We start from the raw sequence: 18,577 nt of genomic DNA, 5'->3' as shown, positions 1-18,577 counted from the left end.
GGCTCCACTCCGGTGCGCCCTGGCCTCACCTGACGGTGAAACGAGAGGCAAACCGGGAAGTGGAGCGCGAGATGTCGGAAGTTAAAGGATCCCCTCTTCCCGTAGCAGCTTGAGGGTAGCGTCGAGGTCCGACAGGCGCTCGAAATCAAAGGTCGGACTCTTCGGCAGAACCTCCTTCACGGGCGTCATGTACTCCGGCACCTGCACGTTCTCCACGACCGGATACTCGTTTACCTGCGTCGCGGCCAGTTGCTGGGCGGTGTCCGACCACAGGAAGCGAATGAACCGTCGTGCGTCCTCCGGCTGGTCGCTCGTCGCCAACTGTCCCACGCCGGTCACGAGCGCGAGATTCCCGACGTCTCCGTCCTGGAAGTGGTACGTTTCGACTGGCGCATTCGGAGACGGAGTGCCCTCTTCTTCCTCATGCTCTTCCTCTTCCCCCTCTTCTTCCTCCTCGTAATACCCCTCAGCCCCCCCGTATTTGAGGCGGAGCACGTAGTAGTGATTCGTAAGAGCAATGTCGATCTCTCCGGCCGCAAGTGCCCGAATCATGGGCGTATTGGACGAATAGCCCTTCGGATTCAGATCCTGCATCCCGTTGAGCCACGTGCGCGTCGTGTCCGGCCCGTGGAGCACTCGCAGCGCCGTCACGAAGTCCTGGAAGCTGGAGTACGGCGGCGTCCACCCCACACGTCCCTCATATTGATCGAGGTCGGGCAAGTCGAGAACCGACGACGGAAGATCGTCCGGATTGATCTCGTCGGAGTTGTAGGCCAAAACGCGAAACCGCGCCGTCACCGGTGCCCACATGCCACTCTCGGGCACAAACGACCCCGGCATGGACAGCAACGAATCGGGCAGCTTCGTCAGCATACCCGCCGACCGTGCCTGCGTGAGCGCTCCTGTGGTGTTGGCCCAGAACACGTCCGCCGGACTCTGGTCGCCCTCCTCCTTCAAGGCCGACAAGAGCTGTGGATCGGTTCCATACCGCACGCTCACCGGGATGTCCGTCTTCTTTTCGAACTCCTTCACCAGCGTGTCGACGAGGGCTTCATTTCGCCCATTGTACACAACGAGCTCGTCCTGTTCACTTTGCTGACATCCAATGCTCGTCAGCAACAGTAGAAAAACGAGACCGCTTCCGAGAAATCGTTTCATAATGGCATTCCGCTTAATCCTGGATTTTATTTGGATCTATTCTAAAGAAGCGCCCCGAGAGATAACAGCCCTCAGCAATGAGCCTCTTTCAAATTGTAACGAATCCACAGAGTCCTCCCCCCAGGGGCGTCCATTTTCCTTTAATACGGCTGGTGCCATTGAATTGGCATGCAATACACTTCGCAGGGCACCGCCATTCTCATGGGGCCGTCCTTCTCCCTCCTATTGGTCGGGACGGGACAAACTCAGTCCTCTGCGACTGTGATCAGCGCTTCGATGGCCTCGAACAAGCGGTCGGGGTGTTGGCGCTGTTTGAGGTCGCGAACGCCGTCGGTGAGCCGTTCCTGCCAGTTGTCGTCGAAGAACCGCACCACCGACTCCGCGAGTGCCGACGGGTCCTCCGGCGGGACCACGAACCCCACCTCCTCGTGCGGGATGGTCTCCGCAAGGCCCCCAACATCCGTCACAATCATGGGCACCTCGAAGTGCGTTGCAATCTGCGCCACCCCGCTCTGGGTGGCCGACACGTAGGGCTGGACCACCAGGTCGGCGGCTGAGAAGAACGTCGGGACGTCCCCGGACGGAATGTATTCGTCGTACCAGTGCACCCGGTCGTCCAGGCCGTGGGCCCGAATGAGACGACGGTAGCGCTCCGGATCGCCGTAGGGCTCCCCCGCCACCACGAGAGTAGCATCCGGCAACGCATCCAGTACCGCAGGCAGTGCCTCCAGCAGCACGTGCAGCCCCTTGTACTCCCGCACAAAGCCGAAAAACAGAAGCACCGGCGCCTCCAGGGGAAGCCCGAGTGCCGCTCGGGCCTTTCCTTTAAGAATGGGCTCCCCGAATCGATCATAGACCGGATGCTCGATCCGACGCACTGGCGCCTCCGGACGACGGAGGGGACGAAGATTGTCGGCCACCGCGTCGGACATCACGATGTGTCCCTCACACGCTTTCAGGAAGACGCGGCTCAGCCACGCGTCGCCGACGTGCCGCTCGTGGGGCAGCGCGTTGTGCACCACGGCGAAGGACGGGATGCCCGCCCATCGAAGGAGCCACGCGACAATGCCGTAGGCTGGGGCAAAGAACGGCATCCAGTACTGGAAGACCACAGCGTCAGGGGCCTGCTCGCGCAGCCACTGGGCCGTGCGAAGCCAGGAGAGCGGATTGAGCGTGTCGAGGAGGCGCGGGGCCCCCCGTACCGCCGGCGGGGCCTGTTCATCCGGTTCGTACTGTGTTTTTCCCGGAAACAACAGCTCCGGATACTGTCGCGAAAAGCTCACGGGAAGAACGTCGTGCCCGCGCCCGGCCAGCCCTTCGACCGTTTTCTCGGTAAAGTGGGCAATGCCCCCCCGGTACGGATGCACCGGCCCCACAACCGCGATGCGCTTGTGAGAACGGGACGAGGAGGACACTCCGTCAGTCATTACAAGGGGGAGCAACGCTTAGCAGGAAGATTACGAGCCTCAGAACCTGTCTGGCGGATTGTCTACGGCCTGTGACGTCGCCCACGGTGCCTCAGGCATCGTATCGATCCACGAAGCAGGTTATCAACGGTTCTTCTCACCGTAGGTTACTGGGCCGCGTTCCAATCTCCAGCAAGGCTACCAGGGCCGTCGGGTCGGCGTTGAAGACGAACCCCCGCGTGTCGAGATCAACGGTATACCCCTCCTGCTCGGCCGCCGATCGCATTGAAAACGGCAACCGACTCGACATCTGGAAGAGCGTCTCGGCGTACTCGTCATCGGGCGGCAACTCGGCCCGGCTCGACGGCAACTCAACGGGAGGAGCTTCCGACTCAGAGAGGTGCACATTGAAAAGAAGCACCTCGCCGTCATCCGTCGCGAATTCGCGAAGCTGCTGCGCGTAGCGAAGGGGCTCCCCATCGGTCGCCTCCCCATCGGTCACATTGAGCACCACAGGGGGGAAACTGGAAGGATGATCGTCGATCCAGCCGCGCACCGTCTGTGCGGCCAGATCGAGCGCCTGGCACATCGGCGTGCCATTTTTCGCCTGTGGATCAAACCAGATCGGCGTTTTCACGCGCTGCTCGGTGATCCCTCCGTCCCCATCCGCCACCTCCTTTACCCGCTGTTCCATGCGACGAGGACGGTCGGCGAGGTGACTAATGGGCACCAGCCCGGTGCCGGTCTCATACTCCCCGGTTGGCTGGATGAGCGGCTGCACCCGCTCGCCGTACCCAACGACGCCGACGTGGAAGTAATCGCGCACCCCCTCCTCTTTCGCACACCGCAAGACCAGGTTTTGCAGAAGTTGGTTCACCGTGTCGGCGAGCACGCGCGCCTTGCTCGGAGCCGCATCTCCCGTTTGCTCGGCGCCCCCAAACGGATCCTGCATGGACGCCGACTGATCGAGAAGAAAGAGAAACGCGGTGGGCTGCTGGCGGCTAATCTCGGCGGAATACGGCATGCGCTCTAACGGGGTTCACAAACGAAAACGAACAAAAGTCGCATTGCCCTCCCCCGCCGTCGTTCCGGCGTGCATGTAAATGAGCCGGAAACTTACTCGTCTCCCTACCTACCGGACAGTTTGCTCAGAGCACCGAAAAATCTTCTCCAGCCGTCGCTCCAGACCCCGATCTAGGCCATCTAGATGGCCAGAGCCTATCTGACCTACGAATTTATAGGCTCCAAATCAAGTTTGGACATCTCGGATGTCCAGGAGTGACGTTAGGGAACCGGGAAATCGTTGGTGCACTTTTGAGCAGTTTCGCTCATAGGTAGCGATCTCGAAAGAAAGATCAGCGGAATCGCCAGAGATTTTTCGGTGCCCACAACCGCGAAATTGAAAAGTGTCCGGTAGCTAACTCGTCTCCCCAATCCCTCATCCTCCCCACAGAAGAACAGAGAGCTTTTGCCCCCTCCCACACGGAGAACGAGAGGACGGAATCGGAAGATGCAGAGTCTCCGTTTTTTATTCCAACTCCTCCAGAAGGGTTTGCGCTTCCGTTTTGTACTGCTGGTCGAACGGCTCCCGGGCCGGAAGTTCGAGCACGGTCTGCAACTCGCTTCGTGCCTCGGCCGTCCGGTCCATCTTGAGATACGTTTTGGCCAACTCCAGGTGATGAAAGCGCACATTCTCCAACTCGATGGCTCGCTTGAAGTCCCGAACCGCCTGCTCAAACGAAGACTCAGGCAGACCGCCATAGACCGTTTTCACGATCGCACGCTCGAAAAAATTGAGATCGGACGCCTCTCGGTTCCATCGTGCGCGCGTGTGATACGCGCCGGGCAACGTGTCATCCAGTTCGATTGCCCGATCGGCATGCGTCTTCACGGCCCGAGACCGCTGTACGCGCTCGCGGGTCCCCGCGTCCAGCGCGATGCGCCCCTCCGCCACGGCCTTCGCAAGATGAGCATGCGCACTCGTGGAGTCCACTGTGAGGGCCGTGTCCGCAAACGCCAGTGCCGTCCGATAGTGGGGCTTCCGTTCGTCCTTCTCCTCCAGTGTTTTCGCAAGATCAACCTCCGTGAGCGACAACCGCCAGAGGATCTCGACGTCGTCTCCGTATTCACGGCGAAGGGTCTTGAGCCGGGAAATGGCCTTCTGGAAACGCCCGTCCCCCCGCAGCTCGTCCACCTGCACGAGGACACTATCCGGTGTTTCCGGCGACGGGCTCGTCTGCGCCTGTGCCGGCCCAGAAGCCAAAAGCCCCACTGCGAGCAGCGGGAGAAAACGCCTCAACAAGAACGTACGGTGCCATGTAGGCGCAGACCGATCCATAACCACCTTACCGAGAAGTGTAGAAAGAAACGCGGGGTGCTCAAAATCACCGACACTCAAGACGACACTTTCTCGTCTTTTCGTTGAACGGACGGGGGGGAATGATGTGCCATCAGACTCTGCCCGAGCAGATCGTGAAGCTTTACGTTCCAGGTCCCGGCCCCCTTCAAAAGCTGCAGAGGCACGGCGCCGCCGTCTTTCAGGTGCAGCATAAAGTTCACATCGTCAATCACAGCCCACCACTGCACCCGATCGATCCGATCCGTCGGAATCACGCGTTCGTATCGGCCACGCCACGTCCATCCCTGAATCCGCACTCGATCCTCGTACAGAAGTGCGCGCCCAAACCAGAGCGACCGTTGGGGGAGACGACAACGGTTAGTGAGCAGTGGCGACTCGGTAGATGGGGTAAACACAGCTCGCTTCTCGTTTTGGCAGGGAAAACCGACGTGTGACAGCAGATTACGCCGTCCGGAGTTCGGCCTCCGGCAGGGGCACATACAACGAATCGACCGTTCCTCCCCGCATGGCTTTGCCCAGCGACTGTGCAAGGGCAGTGAGCACGAGTGAGACCTGCACGTTCCGCTCGGTGAGATAAATGGCCTCTTCTACCAGCCCAACCATTCCCTTTAGGTCGGCGTCCGGTAGGTTTTTGCAGAAGCGCGCCACTGCTTCCTTCTGATCCACATTCACGAGGGGGGCCTCCTCCCCCATCGAGCGGTACAGCAGGAGGTCTCGTACCCACCGTAGCATCAGTTGAAGGACGATTTTCACCTGCTCACGCCCCTGATTAGAGAGAGTTTGAATGCAACCGGTGAGCGACTCAACCTTTTGGGTATAGGCCGCCCGAAAATAGTCGAGCACACGCTCGCGACTGGTCATCAGCGCCTCGTTTCGGGCAAGATCGAGGGCATGGCTGTACGAGCCGTCGGCCATCCGAGACAGCATGGCGGCCGCATCGGGGGCCATTTCATTCCGTTCCACGAGGGCGGACTCGATCGACTCCGGCAGCAGCGGATCGAATCGTAGGCGCTGGCAGCGCGAGAGAATGGTCGGCAGGAGCTGCTCGGGCCGGCTGGTCGTAAGCAGAAAAATCGTCTGCGGCGGGGGCTCCTCAAGCAGTTTGAGAAAGGCATTGGCCGCCTCCTCCCGCATCTTTTCTACGTCCATGAGAATATTGACCTTGTACTGCCCTTCTCCCCGCGCCAGACTCATGGGCTTGATCAAGTCCTGCCGTACCTGCTCAATACGGTAAAGCACCTGCTTGTTCGAGGTCTCCGTGGGATCGGAAAGCGAGGGACGCCGCACAAAATCGACGGCAGCGTACGGATTGTCGCCAAGACGCTGGATTCGCTTGCCAATGTCCTCCTCGTCCCGATCGGCCTCCTCGCTCCACGGATGGGGAAGGTGCACATGCACGTCGGGGTGCACCATACGCCCCGTCTTTCGACAGGCCTGACAGTCCCCACACGCCTCTTCGGTCTGCTCCGTGCACTGGAGTGCACGAGCCATCTCCAGCGCTACGGCCCGCTTCCCCACCCCCTCCGGCCCGTGGAACAGATAGGCATGCGCTACTCGATCCTGCGAAAGGGCACGACGCAGAGTTTCGACGACCCGATCCTGGTCAAGAATGGAACTCCAGGCCATGGCGACATGCGTTTCTGAACATTCTGATGGGAACCGCTAGTAACGTAGGAGCCAGCGATCACGGTCACAACAGCGAACTCGATTTGAAGGTGGACGTTGTGAGGAGGTGACTTCCCCGACCGATCGTCGGGGGGTCGAGTGTCCTTTCGCCATGTTCTGCACCCTCGGGTCTGATCTCTCATGAACGACGACTCCTACCGCGGCTTTACATTCGAAGTCTTCCATCCCTCTCCGCAGGGAACCGAGAAGCAGGCCATGCGCGCCACGCGCGGTCGCATCTCGCTATTCGCGGAGGTCACCCAAGGCGAGTTACCCACCGGCTGGCGCCTCCGTGATCTTCTGGAGTATGAAATCAACCGCCTGCTGGAGCCCACTACGCTCCGCCACGTCGACCACTTGAATTGACCCCAACGCCCCCTCCCATCGGGCCACGCCTGGGCCACACCGCCCGTCAGAATAGAAATGCGCAAAGATCTTGCGGTTGCGCCCGCTGGCTCCTACCATCACCCGTGCAATGGGCTAGGTCGTCTCCTCCTCTTCGGAACGACCGGCTTCGCCTCCCGCCTCACGTGTCACGCAACAACCCTTCAATCGCATGAGCATCCTCGTCGACGACGACACGCGCCTGGTAGTCCAGGGCCTAACCGGATCGGAAGGCTCGTTTCACGCCGAGCAGATGATCGAATACGGCACCAACGTGGTGGCCGGCGTTACGCCCGGCAAGGGCGGCCAGACCCACCTCGACCGTCCGGTGTACGACACCGTGGCGGAGGCCGTCGAGTACGAAAATGCCAATGCCTCGATCATTTTCGTACCGCCCCCATTTGCTGCGGACGCAATTCAAGAAGCCGCCGACGCGGGGATTGAGGTCATCATGTGCATCACGGAGGGCATCCCACAGGCGGACATGAAGCCGACCTATCATTACGTGAAGAAGCAGGGCGCCCACCTCATCGGTCCGAACTGCCCGGGCGCCATTACGCCCGGCGAGGCAAAAGTGGGCATTATGCCGGCCATGATCTTTGAACCCGGCCCGATTGGGCTCATCTCCCGATCCGGGACCCTCACCTACGAAGCGGTCGATCAGCTTACCCGAGCCGGATACGGACAGAGCACCGCCGTCGGCATTGGGGGCGATCCGGTGATCGGCACGCGGTTTATCGACGCTCTAGAAATGTTTGAAGACGACCCTGAGACGGAAGGCGTGGTCCTCATTGGGGAAATTGGCGGCTCCGACGAACAGGAGGCCGCGAAATACATCCGCGATCACATGAATACGCCCGTCTTCGGATTCATCGCGGGTCGCACGGCTCCTCCGGGACGACGCATGGGCCACGCCGGTGCCATCGTGTCCGGCGGCTCCGGAACGGCCGAAGCCAAGTTCGAAGCCCTCGAATCGGCAGGGGCAACGGTCGTGAAGAACCCGGCGCTTATCGGTGAGACTGTAAAGGAGGTCATGGGATAGCCTCCGATCTTCCCTGCTTGCCGTGATCGCTGGCGGTCGGGATCGGCCCCATTCTTTGCTGCATGATCGGTGTGGGAGTATGGGCGTTCGTGAGGAAAAGCTGTTTCCCCGCTCTGCCTCGCCTCTAGGGCTTCCGCTCTGTCGCTTGCCCCCACGCCCAGTCTTCCGCGCTCGCCCCCCCACGTCCACGCTCCCATCCCCTTGATGCGCGGGAGACTGGGATCCCACATCGGGACGGCGCGTCTACAGACACCGGTCCCTCCGTACCCTACGCCCTTCTCCCTCCCCGAAATGCTCGATCAGGCAACCTTCGAAATCGGCGCTGCCCATTGGCACCAGCTGCCTGACGACGGCCGGCCGGAGGTTGCCTTCGTCGGCCGATCGAACGTCGGCAAGAGTTCACTGCTGAATGCCCTGCTGGGCCGGAAGAACCTGGCCTACACCAGCAAGACGCCCGGCAAGACGCAGCAACTCAATTTCTTTTTGATCGACAGCCGCTTTTACGCGGTCGACCTTCCAGGCTACGGCTACGCGAAGGCCCCCAAATCTGAGCGCGCGCAGTGGGCACAATTGCAGGAACGATACCTCGCGGAACGCTCCCCACTCCGGGGGGTGGTGCAACTTATCGACAGCCGCCATCCGCCCATGGACAGCGACATTGCCCTCATCGACCGCCTGTCCCAAACCGAACGTCCGCATCTGCTAGCCCTCACCAAAGCGGACAAGCTCTCCGGCAACGGCCGCGCTCAGGCCCAGCGCCGCATCGGAGAGTGCCTGGACGAGTTGGGCCTGGATCGCCCCGTCATTCTCACCTCTGCTAACACCAATCGCGGCGTAGGCGACCTTCGTCACTGGATTCAAAACCTGTTTTGATTTCTCCCTTCTCTTCGCCGCAGACGGTTTTCCAGGCCGGATGGCGAACTGAAACGCAGAGGAATGCTCCGCCGCTTTCTCCCGCCCTGCCCTACCATCTTCCGGGAGACTTGGCGGTTTTTTTACGCCGATCTCCTACCATTCCCCCCACCCCAGGCCTTAGTTAACAGGATGGCCTCTGGCTTTCTTGACCAACCAGCACCCCGACCCTACATGTCTCACACCGTTCTCATCACCGATCCCATCGACCCTCTCGGGCACGAAATTCTGTCCGAGAACGACGTGGACATCGTCGAGTTGTTCGATTACGACGAGGCGACCCTCAAGGCGCATCTGGCGGACGCTCACGGATGGATCGTGCGTAGCGGCACCACTGTTACCCCGGACCTCATTGAGCATGCCGACAACCTGGAGGTCATCGGTCGGGCCGGCGTCGGCGTAGATAACATCGACCTCGACGCCGCCACGCGCCAGGGCATTCTGGTCTGCAACGCCCCGGACGGCAACACCATCTCCACCGCCGAGCACGCCTGTGCAATGCTTCAGGCAATGGCTCGCACCATTCCACAGGCGAATCGCTCGCTGCGAGACGGCAACTGGGACAAGAGCAAGTTTGCCGGCGCGGAGCTCCACGACAAAACGCTTGGCATTGTCGGGATTGGCAAAGTAGGTCGCGCCGTGGCCGAGCGCATGCAGGGCTACGGCATGGACCTGGTCGGCTTCGACCCGATCGTGTCGGAAGAGGTCGCCAATCGGCTTGATGTCTCGCTCGTCTCGCTCGACGAACTGCTGGAGACAAGTGACTTCATCACCATCCACGCCCCGATGAACGACGAGACCCGGGGCATGATTGCGGCCGATGAGCTCGCCCAGTGCAAGGATGAGGTCCGCATCGTAAACTGCGCCCGCGGTGGCATCGTAGACGAGCAGGATCTTTTGAACGCCCTCAACGACGGAGAGGTGGCGGCGGCCGCGGTCGACGTCTACTCCGAAGAGCCCCCAGAGTCGGATTTTCTCCACGAGCTCATCGCCCACGACAATGTGGTGGCTACGCCGCACATCGCCGCCACAACCGGAGCCGCCCAGGCGAAGGTGGCCAAGCAGATTACCGAACAGGTGGTGAGTGCCCTGAACGGTAAGCCGGTGGACACGCCCGTGAACGGCATGGCCTTGAAGATGGCCGGGAAGGACGAGGTGCAACCGTACATGCAGCTCGCCGACAAACTTGGGCAGATCGCCTACCAGCTCAGCGATCAGAACGTACAGAGCCTCACGGTGCGCTGCCGGGGCGAGGTGCCACGTCGCTACGCCGAAGTACTCTCGGTGGCGGCCCTGCGTGGCGCGCTCAATCAGTGGACCGACGAGCCGGTCAACTTCATCAGCGCCCCCGTGCTGGCGGAGGAAATCGGGCTCCGCTTTCGGGAGGAACGAGAAGCCGAGGGCGGCAGCTACACGACGCTCATTGAGGTCGTGGCCGAAACCGACGACGCGGAGCACGTCGTGGCCGGTACGCTTCTGGAAGGCAAAAACCTGCGCCTTGTCCGCGTCGACGAGTACGACCTGGAGGCGGCGCCGGAGGGCGAGATGCTCTTTTACCGCAACATCGACCGGCCCGGCATGCTGGCCAAGGTGGGAAGCCTGCTGGCAGAGGCCGACATCAACATCGGCGCCCTCGCCCTCGGCCGAAAGGGGCGCGGCGAAATGGCGCTCACGGCCGTCAACGTGGACGACGACATCCCCGAGGACGTGCTGGAGGCGATTGCCAACCTCGACGGCGTGGAAGGCGTTCGAGCAGTGAACGTGGAGTAACCTGTTTGTTCGGAATTCCTCTTATCGAACCGCAAAGCCCCCTACCTGTCTGCTCGGATGGGTGGGGGTTTTGTATGGGCGTATGTAGGTTTGGAAGTATGGATGTACAGAGGTGTCTCCCACGTCTTTCCAGACGATCACATCTCGGGCAAGCCGACCACACTTCCGCACTTTCATACTTACAAACGTACACACGAAACAGAATCAAACAGCCACGGGCTCGGCGTCGAGATGGGAGACCATGTGATCCACAATCTTCTCCGCGTGGAACCGGCCGTTCTCAATGAACCATCGGCTCGTGTCGCATCCCCCGCAGATGGTGCCGGCGAGATACACCCCCTCCCGGTTCGTCTCGAAGGTTTCCCCCTCCTCGTCGTGCACCGGCGTACGATCCTCGTCGTCTCGGATGGCAATGCCTAATCGGTCCAGCAGGTCATAATTGGGCTTGTACCCGGTAAGGGCCAAGACGAAATCGTTGTCGATCTGTGTGGATCCTTCAGGCGTGTCGAGGTGGAGGGCATCCTCCTCGATGGCGCTCACAGTCGTGTTGAAGTAGGCGTCAATCGACCCCTCCTCAATCCGGTTCTCTACGTCCGGCTTGATCCAGTACTTCACGCCGTCGTCGAGGGCCCCGCTCCGCACGATCATCGTCACATTGGCGTCGTGGCGGTAGCATGCCAGCGCCGCTTTCGCCGCAGAGTTGCCCCCGCCCACGATGGCCACATCGGTCAAAGCGTACGGGAACGGCTCCTTGTAGTAGTGCCGCACCTTGTCGAGGTCCTCCCCCGGCACGTCCATTCGGTTGGGAATGTCGTAGAAGCCGGTGGCCACCACGACCTTTCGGGTTTCGTAGGTCCCCTCTTCAGTCTCCACCGTAAAATTGCCGTCGCTCCCCCGAAGTCCCGTCACTGCCTCGTACAGGTTGACGTTCAGGTCCTCGGCCACGGCCACGCGCCGGTAGTAATCGAGTGCCTCCTCACGGCGCGGCTTGTATTCACGTGTCGAGAACGGATACCCCCCAATCTCCAGCCGCTCGGGCGTGGAGAAGAATTCCATCTGGGTGGGATACCCAAGAAACGAGTTGCAGAGGGCACCCTTCTCGATGATGAGCGCGTCGAGGTCCTTCCGCTGCGCTTCAATACCAGCGGCGAGCCCCACCGGCCCGGCGCCGATGATGACGACATCTAGCATGTATTCGATGCGTGACTTGGAGGGAATGCGGATCGGGATACCTACCTGTGGAAGCGTCGAGCGGTTTCACGAGCGAAGCGCTTCGGAGACACTGCGCAGTTGAATTTCGGGTCACGATCCCGTCTGCCCCGTCATGTCTGACTCGTCAGCCAGCCCGTTCATGAGATGCATGCGCTCCTCCCGATTCTGCCCCATTCGATGTGCCGCCTCCGCTGCCTTCTCTGTTTCAAACACCCCGTACACCGCACTCCCTGACCCCGAGAGCGACACGTAGTCCGCCTCCACTTCGTCCGCCAGCCACGCTCGCGCCGACTCCACCGCCGGATGGGTGCGCCGGATCGGGCGCTCGAAGTCGTTGAGGAGACCTCGTCGCCACGCCGCGAGGTCGTTCGACTGCACGAGAGCCCGGAGGGGAGGACGCCAGTCCTCGTCGGGGGTGACCTGGGCATAGGCCTCCGGCGTCGAAATTTCGTCGGACGGCACGACAATAAGAATGGGGTACGGCACTCGATACGGCGTGCCGTTCGTTTGGAGTGGACTCAGCTCGTCCCCTCGCCCCGTGGCGAGGGCCGCCGGCGTGTCGCCAAGAAAGAAGGGCACGTCTGCGCCAATTCCGCTCGCCACCGCTTGAAGCTCTTCACGAGAGGCGTCGAGCTCCCAGAGTTGGGCAAGCAAGTACAGCGTGGTAGCGGCATCACTGGACCCGCCGCCGAGCCCAGCCCCGTAGGGCACCCGCTTCTCCAAATGAAGCGCGGCCCCCGCCGACACGTCAAATGCCTCCCGCAATGCGTGAGCTGCCTGCAGACACAGGTTGTCCGTGTCGGTGGGGAGAGACGGATCCGAGCACGTCATCGACAGCGAATCCGCGGACTCAACCGTGACGGTATCCACCCAGTCGATGCGGTGGAGCACCGTCTCCACCTCGTGGTAGCCGTCCTCTCGCTTGCGGAGGACGTGAAGTCCGAGGTTGATTTTAGCGGGTGCATCGTCAACGAGAGACATGGAGAGCCGTCACCGAAAATCAAGAAGAGATCCAGAAAGGCCGGGCGTCCGTCCGTTCCCATCAGTCCCCCGCGAGCAGAACAGTCACAGGAACGGAATAGCATCCCCAAAGGCCGCCCGGACCGAGCGCCAACGGCACATTCACTCGGTTCCCGTCGACCCGAACCCGCCCGGCCCGCGCACAGTCTCCTCCAGTGCGTCTTGCCTCACCCACGACACGCGGGCATGCCGGGCCACCACGAGCTGCGCGATGCGCATTCCACGTTCAATGGTAAAGGCCTCCTCTCCGTGATTCACCAGCAGGACCTTCACCTCGCCCCGGTAATCGGCATCGATGGTCCCCGGACTGTTGAGCACCGTCACCCCGCGACGATACGCGAGACCGCTACGGGGACGAATCTGCCCCTCATAGCCTTCCGGAAGTGCGATCTTGAGGCCGGTCGGCAAAAGATCCCGCTCCCCCGGATCGAGGGTGACGGGCTCCGTTTCGGACACGGCCGCTCGCAGGTCAAGCCCCGCACTGGCATCGGTTTCGTGCGACGGTAGATCGAGCCCTTTCGCGTGAGACAGGCGCGTGATGGCAACGTCAAGCATAGGCGGAGAACAGACAAATAGACTCTAGAAAAAACGATCGTAAAGGCGTCCCGGAGGACGGGACGCCTTTACAGTTGTAGCGTACGCAGGAATCGAAACGGAGGCTACTCAATATCGCCCATGAGGCGCTTCACCGGGGGAGCCGCGAGAAGAGCAATCAGTCCGCCCCCCCCGGCAATCAGAGCCACCGTTCCAAAGAGCCCCGAGGGATCCAGGGCTTCAAGCTGACCCGCAATCAATCCTGCAAACAGGTTCCCGAGGGCCGTGGACACGAACCAGATGCCCATCATCTGCCCGACTCGGTCGTCCGGAGCGAGTTTGGTCATCGACGAGAGTCCCACCGGCGAGAGGGCCAGCTCCCCGCACGTGTGAAGAAAGTAGGTCACCACCAGCCATTGCGGCCCAACCGGGCTGCCCGGCGAGGCCTGCACGGCCCCCCAGGAGATGACGAAGAAGCCAGCCGCTAATCCCAACAGGCCGAGACCAAACTTCACCGGAATCGACGGATTGGCGTTTCGGTTGGCGAGCCACGTCCACAGACTTCCGAAGACCGGAGCAAGCAGGACAATAAACGTCGGATTGATGTTCTGCAGAATGCTCGCCGGCATGGTCCATCCTCCGGCCATCTGAATTGACACATATCCGAGAAAGCCGAGCACGAGGACACTGAGGAGAGCCACGCCGCCTTTGGCGATCCACCAGAGATCGTCCCGCGAAAAGACGCGATAACAGATGTACCCGACTGGAATCAGCAAAATGAGCACGGGCAGCAGCGGAGTCGTCTGCTGCATCCAACCGTACGGGCCAAAGCCGCGGGCCGTAAGGTCTTTGGCGAACAGGTTCATCGAAGAGCCCGCCTGCTCAAAGCCCGACCAGAAGAGGGCCGAGAGTAGAAACAGCCAGAAGATGACGAACAGGCGCTTCTTCTCCAGCGTCACATCAAACTGGGGGGCGGCCAGCCGAACGATGTTGACGATGATGAAGAGCAGAACCGTCGCCCCCACAGCCAACTGCGACGCAAACGCCATCCCGTCCACGAATTGCCCGGTCACAAACGTCGCCGCGACGAAAAATGCTCCGATGCTCACCACCGATCGCCAGCCAAGGGTCAGTTGTGCAAAGAAGAGAACCGTCACGATCACAATGCCGACGCCTGCCGCCTCGGCCACCTGGGTCAGCGTGACATTGATGATGCCCGATGTGGCCAGGAACCCGAAGGCCACGAGGGCGGCGGCAACAGCGGCTGCACTGAAGTAGAAGTTTCGACTCTTCCGTTGCACCGTTTCCTCGTCCTCCACGTCGAGAGTGCCTGCCTCCCCCAGATTCCCTACCCCAAGCTTATACGAGAGGAGTCCAACCAGCATGCCGAACCCCGCCAGCGAGAACCCCCAGTGCCAGCTGTAGCCTTCTCCCAAGAAGCCGCAGAGGGTCGGCCCCAAGATGGCTCCAAAGTTGATCCCCATGTAGAAGACCGAGAAGCCCGCATCTCGCCGTGCTCCCCCTTCGGGATAGAGATCACCCACCATCGTGCTGATGTTGGGCTTGAGAAGCCCCGTGCCGATGACGATCAAAACGAGCCCAAGATAAAAGAACGAGGTATCCGGGAGCCCCACAGCGGGCATGGCGAGACTAAAATGCCCGGCTGCGATGATGCAGCCGCCCACGAAGACGGACCGCCGCTGCCCCCAGATGTTGTCGGCCACCCATCCCCCCGGTAGGGCCAGAAGGTAGACAAAGGCCGTGTAGAGACCATAGATGGCGGTCGCCTTGGCCGTTCCGAAGCCGAGGCCGGGGTTTGCAACCGACGCGCCTGCCGGTGCGGTCATGAAGAGGACGAGCAGCGCCCGGAGCCCATAGTAGCTGAACCGCTCCCACAACTCCGTGAAGAAGAGCGTGGCGAGCCCGCGCGGGTGGCCGAAAAAGTCTTGCTGCTGGGGCACCGTGGCCGTATTGGCGGAAGCGCTTCCACCCCCATTCTGCAACGAATCGTCTGACGAATCACTCGTAGCCATGAACTGCCTCGGTTTCGTGAAAATGAACGGGACCGATCGCATCCGTACACGGCCCCTCGATTCGGAGACGCCTGAGGGCCCGTGATCGCCAAAGAAAGAAATGGCCGCATAACGTCGTTCTTCTCGAATTGAGAGGGACCGTATCAAAACGGAACGAAACGAAGATAGCGGCTGGCGCTCGCTCTGTCTAATTTCATGTCTAAATTCACCGTGAGGACGAACCGGGGATTGACTCTGCCGTTGCCGTTCGTAGCTTTCTGTGTGAGACGTGAACACATGACACGTGTGAGATGATGAACGAGACGACGGCCTGCTAGACCGGACGTGCTCACAAGTCACGCTTCACGATTCCGTCTCACCGCCCCCTGGCAGGGAGACATTCTCCCATCGATTCAGAACACAACCCTCAGCAGCCGAACACCACCAATGGCCGAGCAACCCCGTGCCGATCTCATTTCCCCTGACACCCACGGCCCTCGCTCGCACACCTGCGGCGACCTTCGAGCCGACCACGAGGACGCGGAGGTCACGCTCAAGGGCTGGGTCGATACCCGCCGCGACCACGGCGGTCTCATCTTCATCGACCTGCGCGACCGCTACGGCCTTACGCAGGTCGTCTTTTCGCCCCAGGACAACGAGGCAGCCTACGAGGCGGCAGGTCGCCTGCGGCGAGAGGACGTTATTAGCGTACGGGGCACCGTTCGCCCCCGCGGCGACGAAATGGTGAACCCCGATCTGAGTACCGGCCAGATCGAGGTGAAAGTGCAGGAGTTGAATGTCCTGAACACGGCTGAGACGCCCCCCTTCCTCGTGAGTGCCCATGAGGAACGGCAGATGGACACGAGCGAAGACGTCCGGTTGAAGCACCGCTACCTGGACCTTCGCCGCCCGGCCCTGCAGGACAACCTCGTTCTGCGCCACGACCTCTACCAGACCACCCGACACTACTTCGACGAGAAGGACTTCGTGGAAGTCGAAACGCCGGTGCTCATGAAATCGACCCCAGAGGGCGCGCGCGACTTCCTCGTGCCCAGCCGCCTGCAGCCGGGCCGCTTCTACGCCCTGCCGCAGTCGCCCCAAACCTACAAGCAGTTGCTCATGGTGGGGGGCATGGACCGCTATTTCCAGATCGTGAAGTGCTTTCGCGACGAGGACCTGCGGGCCGACCGCCAGCCCGAATTTACGCAGATCGACGTGGAGATGACCTTTGCCACGGAGGAACAAGTGTACGACCTGACCGAGGGCCTGATGGCGGACCTCTGGGCCGATCTGGAGGGGACGGACCTGGAGACCCCCTTCCCTCGCATGAGCTACGACGACGCCCTCCGCACGTACGGCACCGACAAGCCGGACCTGCGCTTCGGCCTGGAGCTCAACGACGTGTCCGACGCCTTTGCGGACAGCGGCTTCCGCGTCTTCGAGTCCATCGTGGACGACGGCGGCCACATCCTCGCGATCCGGGTGCCGGACGCCGGCGACACCGGCCGCGCCGCAATGGACCGCCTCGAAGAGCACGTCACTGAGGAGATTGGAGCCGCCGGGCTCATCTACTTCCAGTTTCCGTCCGACGGCTCGGACATGGAACAGAATCTGAGTACCGACGCCATGCCGAAGGAGTACGGCAGAGCCGCTGCCGATCAGATCGGGGCCGGAACGGGCGACCTCATGCTCGTCCTTGCGGGTCAGGCCCCCACCGTGTACCACCAGGCCGGACAGCTTCGCCTCCACCTCGGCGAGAAGCTCAACCTTCGCCCCGATCCCGGGGAAGGACCGGACCGGTTCGTCTGGATTACGGACTTCCCCCTCGTGGAGTACGACGACGAGGCCGGGCGCTACGTCTCGATGCACCACCCGTTCACCGCACCCAAGCCGGAACACCTCGACCGACTAGAAGACAATCCGGAGGACGTAGAAGCGCGCGCGTACGATCTCGTCCTCAACGGCAACGAGATCGGTGGCGGATCCATCCGGATCCACAATCGCGAGACGCAGGAGCAGATGTTCGATCTCCTCGGCATCGATCGAGACGAGGCGCAGGAGCGGTTCGGGTTCCTGTTGGATGCCTTCCGGCATGGGGCCCCGCCTCACGGCGGCATTGCCCTCGGCCTCGACCGTCTGGTCATGCTCTTGGCCGGCGCCAACTCACTCCGCGATGTCATCGCGTTCCCGAAAAACCAGAGCGGTCAGGAACCGATGGTCAAGTCGCCTGACTGGGTCGACCCGGAGCAACTGGAGGCGCTTCACCTGCAGCTCGACCTGCCGCCAGACGTGGAACCGCCCGCCCAGGTGGCCCGCCGGAGCCGACTGGCAACGTAACGCCCCAGTTCACGCTGTAGACGCACATTCCAAAGGGGACGGCATGACATCACTCATGCCGTCCCCTTCTTTTTTTGCCGCTCCGGTCCCCTCCGTCTCGCCCGACGACACGGCACATAGCGGTTACAAGCTCGCCTTGCTCCGCTCCACGATCTTCTTGATTTCCTTCTCGTTGAGCCACGCCTTGACGTTGGACTCAATGTTCAGCAGCTCCAGGTTGACGGTGTAAAACAAGCTCGACTTGTCCCCCTCAAGGTTTTCCTGGACGTTAGAGCTGATGGTGCCGTACACCATGTAGTCGGCACCGACCTCCTGAGCCATCTGCGCGGCCGACTCCATCGTCGCATGGGTCTGCTGGTCTTCTCGCTCCGCCCGAAGGGCTTCCCGCTCATCAGCCGCCGCGACGAATCGGACCTTGCCGGAGTTGACGAGGTTGCGCTCAATGTCTTTGATGAAGATCTCCTCGTCAATGTGTTGCATCGTCTTGTTCCGAATGGGCCCGATGATCAGCGTCGGGCGGTCGTCGTGCTCCTGATTCCAGCGCTGTAGCCACGCGCTTTCCAGCATTCCCCCAATCATTTCGTCCACCACCATCTTGGCATCGGTCTCATTCCAGCGGCCCGACAGGTCGGTCTGCTGGTCGGGACTCACCCGAGTGGTGGTGCGCGACGGGCCACACGCAACGAAAAGGCACAGAGCAAAAAGCAAAAAGGACGAGATTCGAAGACTACCGAGCATGGCGTTGGGTCTGGTCATAGTGGATTCG

General features: G+C 61.4%; 16 protein-coding genes. 5 read left to right on the top strand and 11 right to left on the bottom strand.

Going from position 1 to position 18,577, the window contains the following annotated elements; translation table 11 throughout:
* Positions 1 to 81 precede the first annotated feature (81 nt).
* The 6 genes from BSZ35_RS16810 to holB all read right to left on the bottom strand — a co-directional run bounded on the left by BSZ35_RS16810 (position 82) and on the right by holB (position 6,549).
* A complete protein-coding gene (locus BSZ35_RS16810; RefSeq protein ID WP_105013524.1) occupies positions 82 to 1,158 on the bottom strand; it encodes an iron ABC transporter substrate-binding protein in 1,077 nt (358 codons plus the stop codon).
* 245 nt (positions 1,159 to 1,403) lie between these two features.
* Positions 1,404 to 2,585 carry a glycosyltransferase gene (locus tag BSZ35_RS16805; RefSeq protein WP_105013523.1) on the bottom strand — a complete coding sequence of 394 codons (1,182 nt, stop codon included), beginning with the start codon at positions 2,583 to 2,585 and terminating at the stop codon, positions 1,404 to 1,406.
* Between the two features lie 136 nt (positions 2,586 to 2,721).
* A complete protein-coding gene (locus BSZ35_RS16800) occupies positions 2,722 to 3,588 on the bottom strand; it encodes a vWA domain-containing protein (RefSeq protein ID WP_105013522.1) in 867 nt (288 codons plus the stop codon).
* A gap of 504 nt (positions 3,589 to 4,092) precedes the next feature.
* Positions 4,093 to 4,902 (bottom strand): hypothetical protein, encoded by an 810-nt coding sequence (locus BSZ35_RS16795; protein WP_258096758.1) that lies wholly within the window; start codon positions 4,900 to 4,902, stop codon positions 4,093 to 4,095.
* 56 nt (positions 4,903 to 4,958) lie between these two features.
* Positions 4,959 to 5,318, bottom strand: a complete 360-nt coding sequence (locus BSZ35_RS16790) for a hypothetical protein (protein WP_146110141.1) — start codon at positions 5,316 to 5,318, stop codon at positions 4,959 to 4,961.
* 46 nt (positions 5,319 to 5,364) lie between these two features.
* On the bottom strand, positions 5,365 to 6,549 hold the full coding sequence (holB, locus tag BSZ35_RS16785; protein ID WP_105013519.1) for a DNA polymerase III subunit delta': 1,185 nt from the start codon (positions 6,547 to 6,549) through the stop codon (positions 5,365 to 5,367).
* 180 nt (positions 6,550 to 6,729) lie between these two features.
* Here holB and BSZ35_RS16780 point away from each other — a divergent pair, with 180 nt between their 5' ends.
* The 4 genes from BSZ35_RS16780 to serA all read left to right on the top strand — a co-directional run bounded on the left by BSZ35_RS16780 (position 6,730) and on the right by serA (position 10,696).
* A complete protein-coding gene (locus BSZ35_RS16780) occupies positions 6,730 to 6,954 on the top strand; it encodes a hypothetical protein (RefSeq protein WP_105013518.1) in 225 nt (74 codons plus the stop codon).
* Between the two features lie 190 nt (positions 6,955 to 7,144).
* Complete coding sequence (sucD, locus tag BSZ35_RS16775; RefSeq protein WP_105013517.1) at positions 7,145 to 8,014, top strand: succinate--CoA ligase subunit alpha; 870 nt, start codon at positions 7,145 to 7,147, stop codon at positions 8,012 to 8,014.
* A gap of 291 nt (positions 8,015 to 8,305) precedes the next feature.
* Positions 8,306 to 8,887 (top strand): ribosome biogenesis GTP-binding protein YihA/YsxC, encoded by a 582-nt coding sequence (gene yihA / locus BSZ35_RS16770; RefSeq protein ID WP_105013516.1) that lies wholly within the window; start codon positions 8,306 to 8,308, stop codon positions 8,885 to 8,887.
* 213 nt (positions 8,888 to 9,100) lie between these two features.
* Positions 9,101 to 10,696 (top strand): phosphoglycerate dehydrogenase, encoded by a 1,596-nt coding sequence (serA, locus tag BSZ35_RS16765; protein ID WP_181149388.1) that lies wholly within the window; start codon positions 9,101 to 9,103, stop codon positions 10,694 to 10,696.
* Positions 10,697 to 10,900: 204 nt separating this feature from the next.
* Here the strand turns inward: serA and BSZ35_RS16760 are convergent, their stop codons facing one another.
* The 4 genes from BSZ35_RS16760 to BSZ35_RS16745 all read right to left on the bottom strand — a co-directional run bounded on the left by BSZ35_RS16760 (position 10,901) and on the right by BSZ35_RS16745 (position 15,495).
* The gene (locus tag BSZ35_RS16760) at positions 10,901 to 11,887 is read right to left on the bottom strand and encodes a YpdA family putative bacillithiol disulfide reductase (protein WP_105013514.1); all 987 of its coding nucleotides are present in this window, start codon (positions 11,885 to 11,887) and stop codon (positions 10,901 to 10,903) included.
* Between the two features lie 111 nt (positions 11,888 to 11,998).
* Positions 11,999 to 12,889, bottom strand: coding sequence for a 4-(cytidine 5'-diphospho)-2-C-methyl-D-erythritol kinase (gene ispE / locus BSZ35_RS16755; protein ID WP_105013513.1), 891 nt, complete (start codon positions 12,887 to 12,889; stop codon positions 11,999 to 12,001).
* 141 nt (positions 12,890 to 13,030) lie between these two features.
* Positions 13,031 to 13,483, bottom strand: a complete 453-nt coding sequence (gene dut, locus BSZ35_RS16750; RefSeq protein WP_105013512.1) for a dUTP diphosphatase — start codon at positions 13,481 to 13,483, stop codon at positions 13,031 to 13,033.
* 104 nt (positions 13,484 to 13,587) lie between these two features.
* Positions 13,588 to 15,495, bottom strand: coding sequence for a peptide MFS transporter (locus BSZ35_RS16745; protein ID WP_258096757.1), 1,908 nt, complete (start codon positions 15,493 to 15,495; stop codon positions 13,588 to 13,590).
* Between the two features lie 426 nt (positions 15,496 to 15,921).
* Between BSZ35_RS16745 and aspS the strand changes: the two genes are divergently transcribed.
* Positions 15,922 to 17,811: an aspartate--tRNA ligase gene (aspS, locus tag BSZ35_RS16740; protein ID WP_105013511.1), complete on the top strand. Its 1,890-nt coding sequence runs from the start codon at positions 15,922 to 15,924 to the stop codon at positions 17,809 to 17,811.
* Between the two features lie 123 nt (positions 17,812 to 17,934).
* Here the strand turns inward: aspS and BSZ35_RS16735 are convergent, their stop codons facing one another.
* Positions 17,935 to 18,567, bottom strand: coding sequence for a penicillin-binding protein activator LpoB (locus BSZ35_RS16735; RefSeq protein WP_105013510.1), 633 nt, complete (start codon positions 18,565 to 18,567; stop codon positions 17,935 to 17,937).
* Positions 18,568 to 18,577 lie beyond the last annotated feature (10 nt).

The sequence above is a fragment of the Salinibacter sp. 10B genome (assembly GCF_002954405.1).
Classification (GTDB): domain Bacteria; phylum Bacteroidota; class Rhodothermia; order Rhodothermales; family Salinibacteraceae; genus Salinibacter.
The sequence above is the reverse complement of the archived record's forward strand: the minus strand, read 5'-3'. Positions and strand labels throughout refer to the sequence as shown.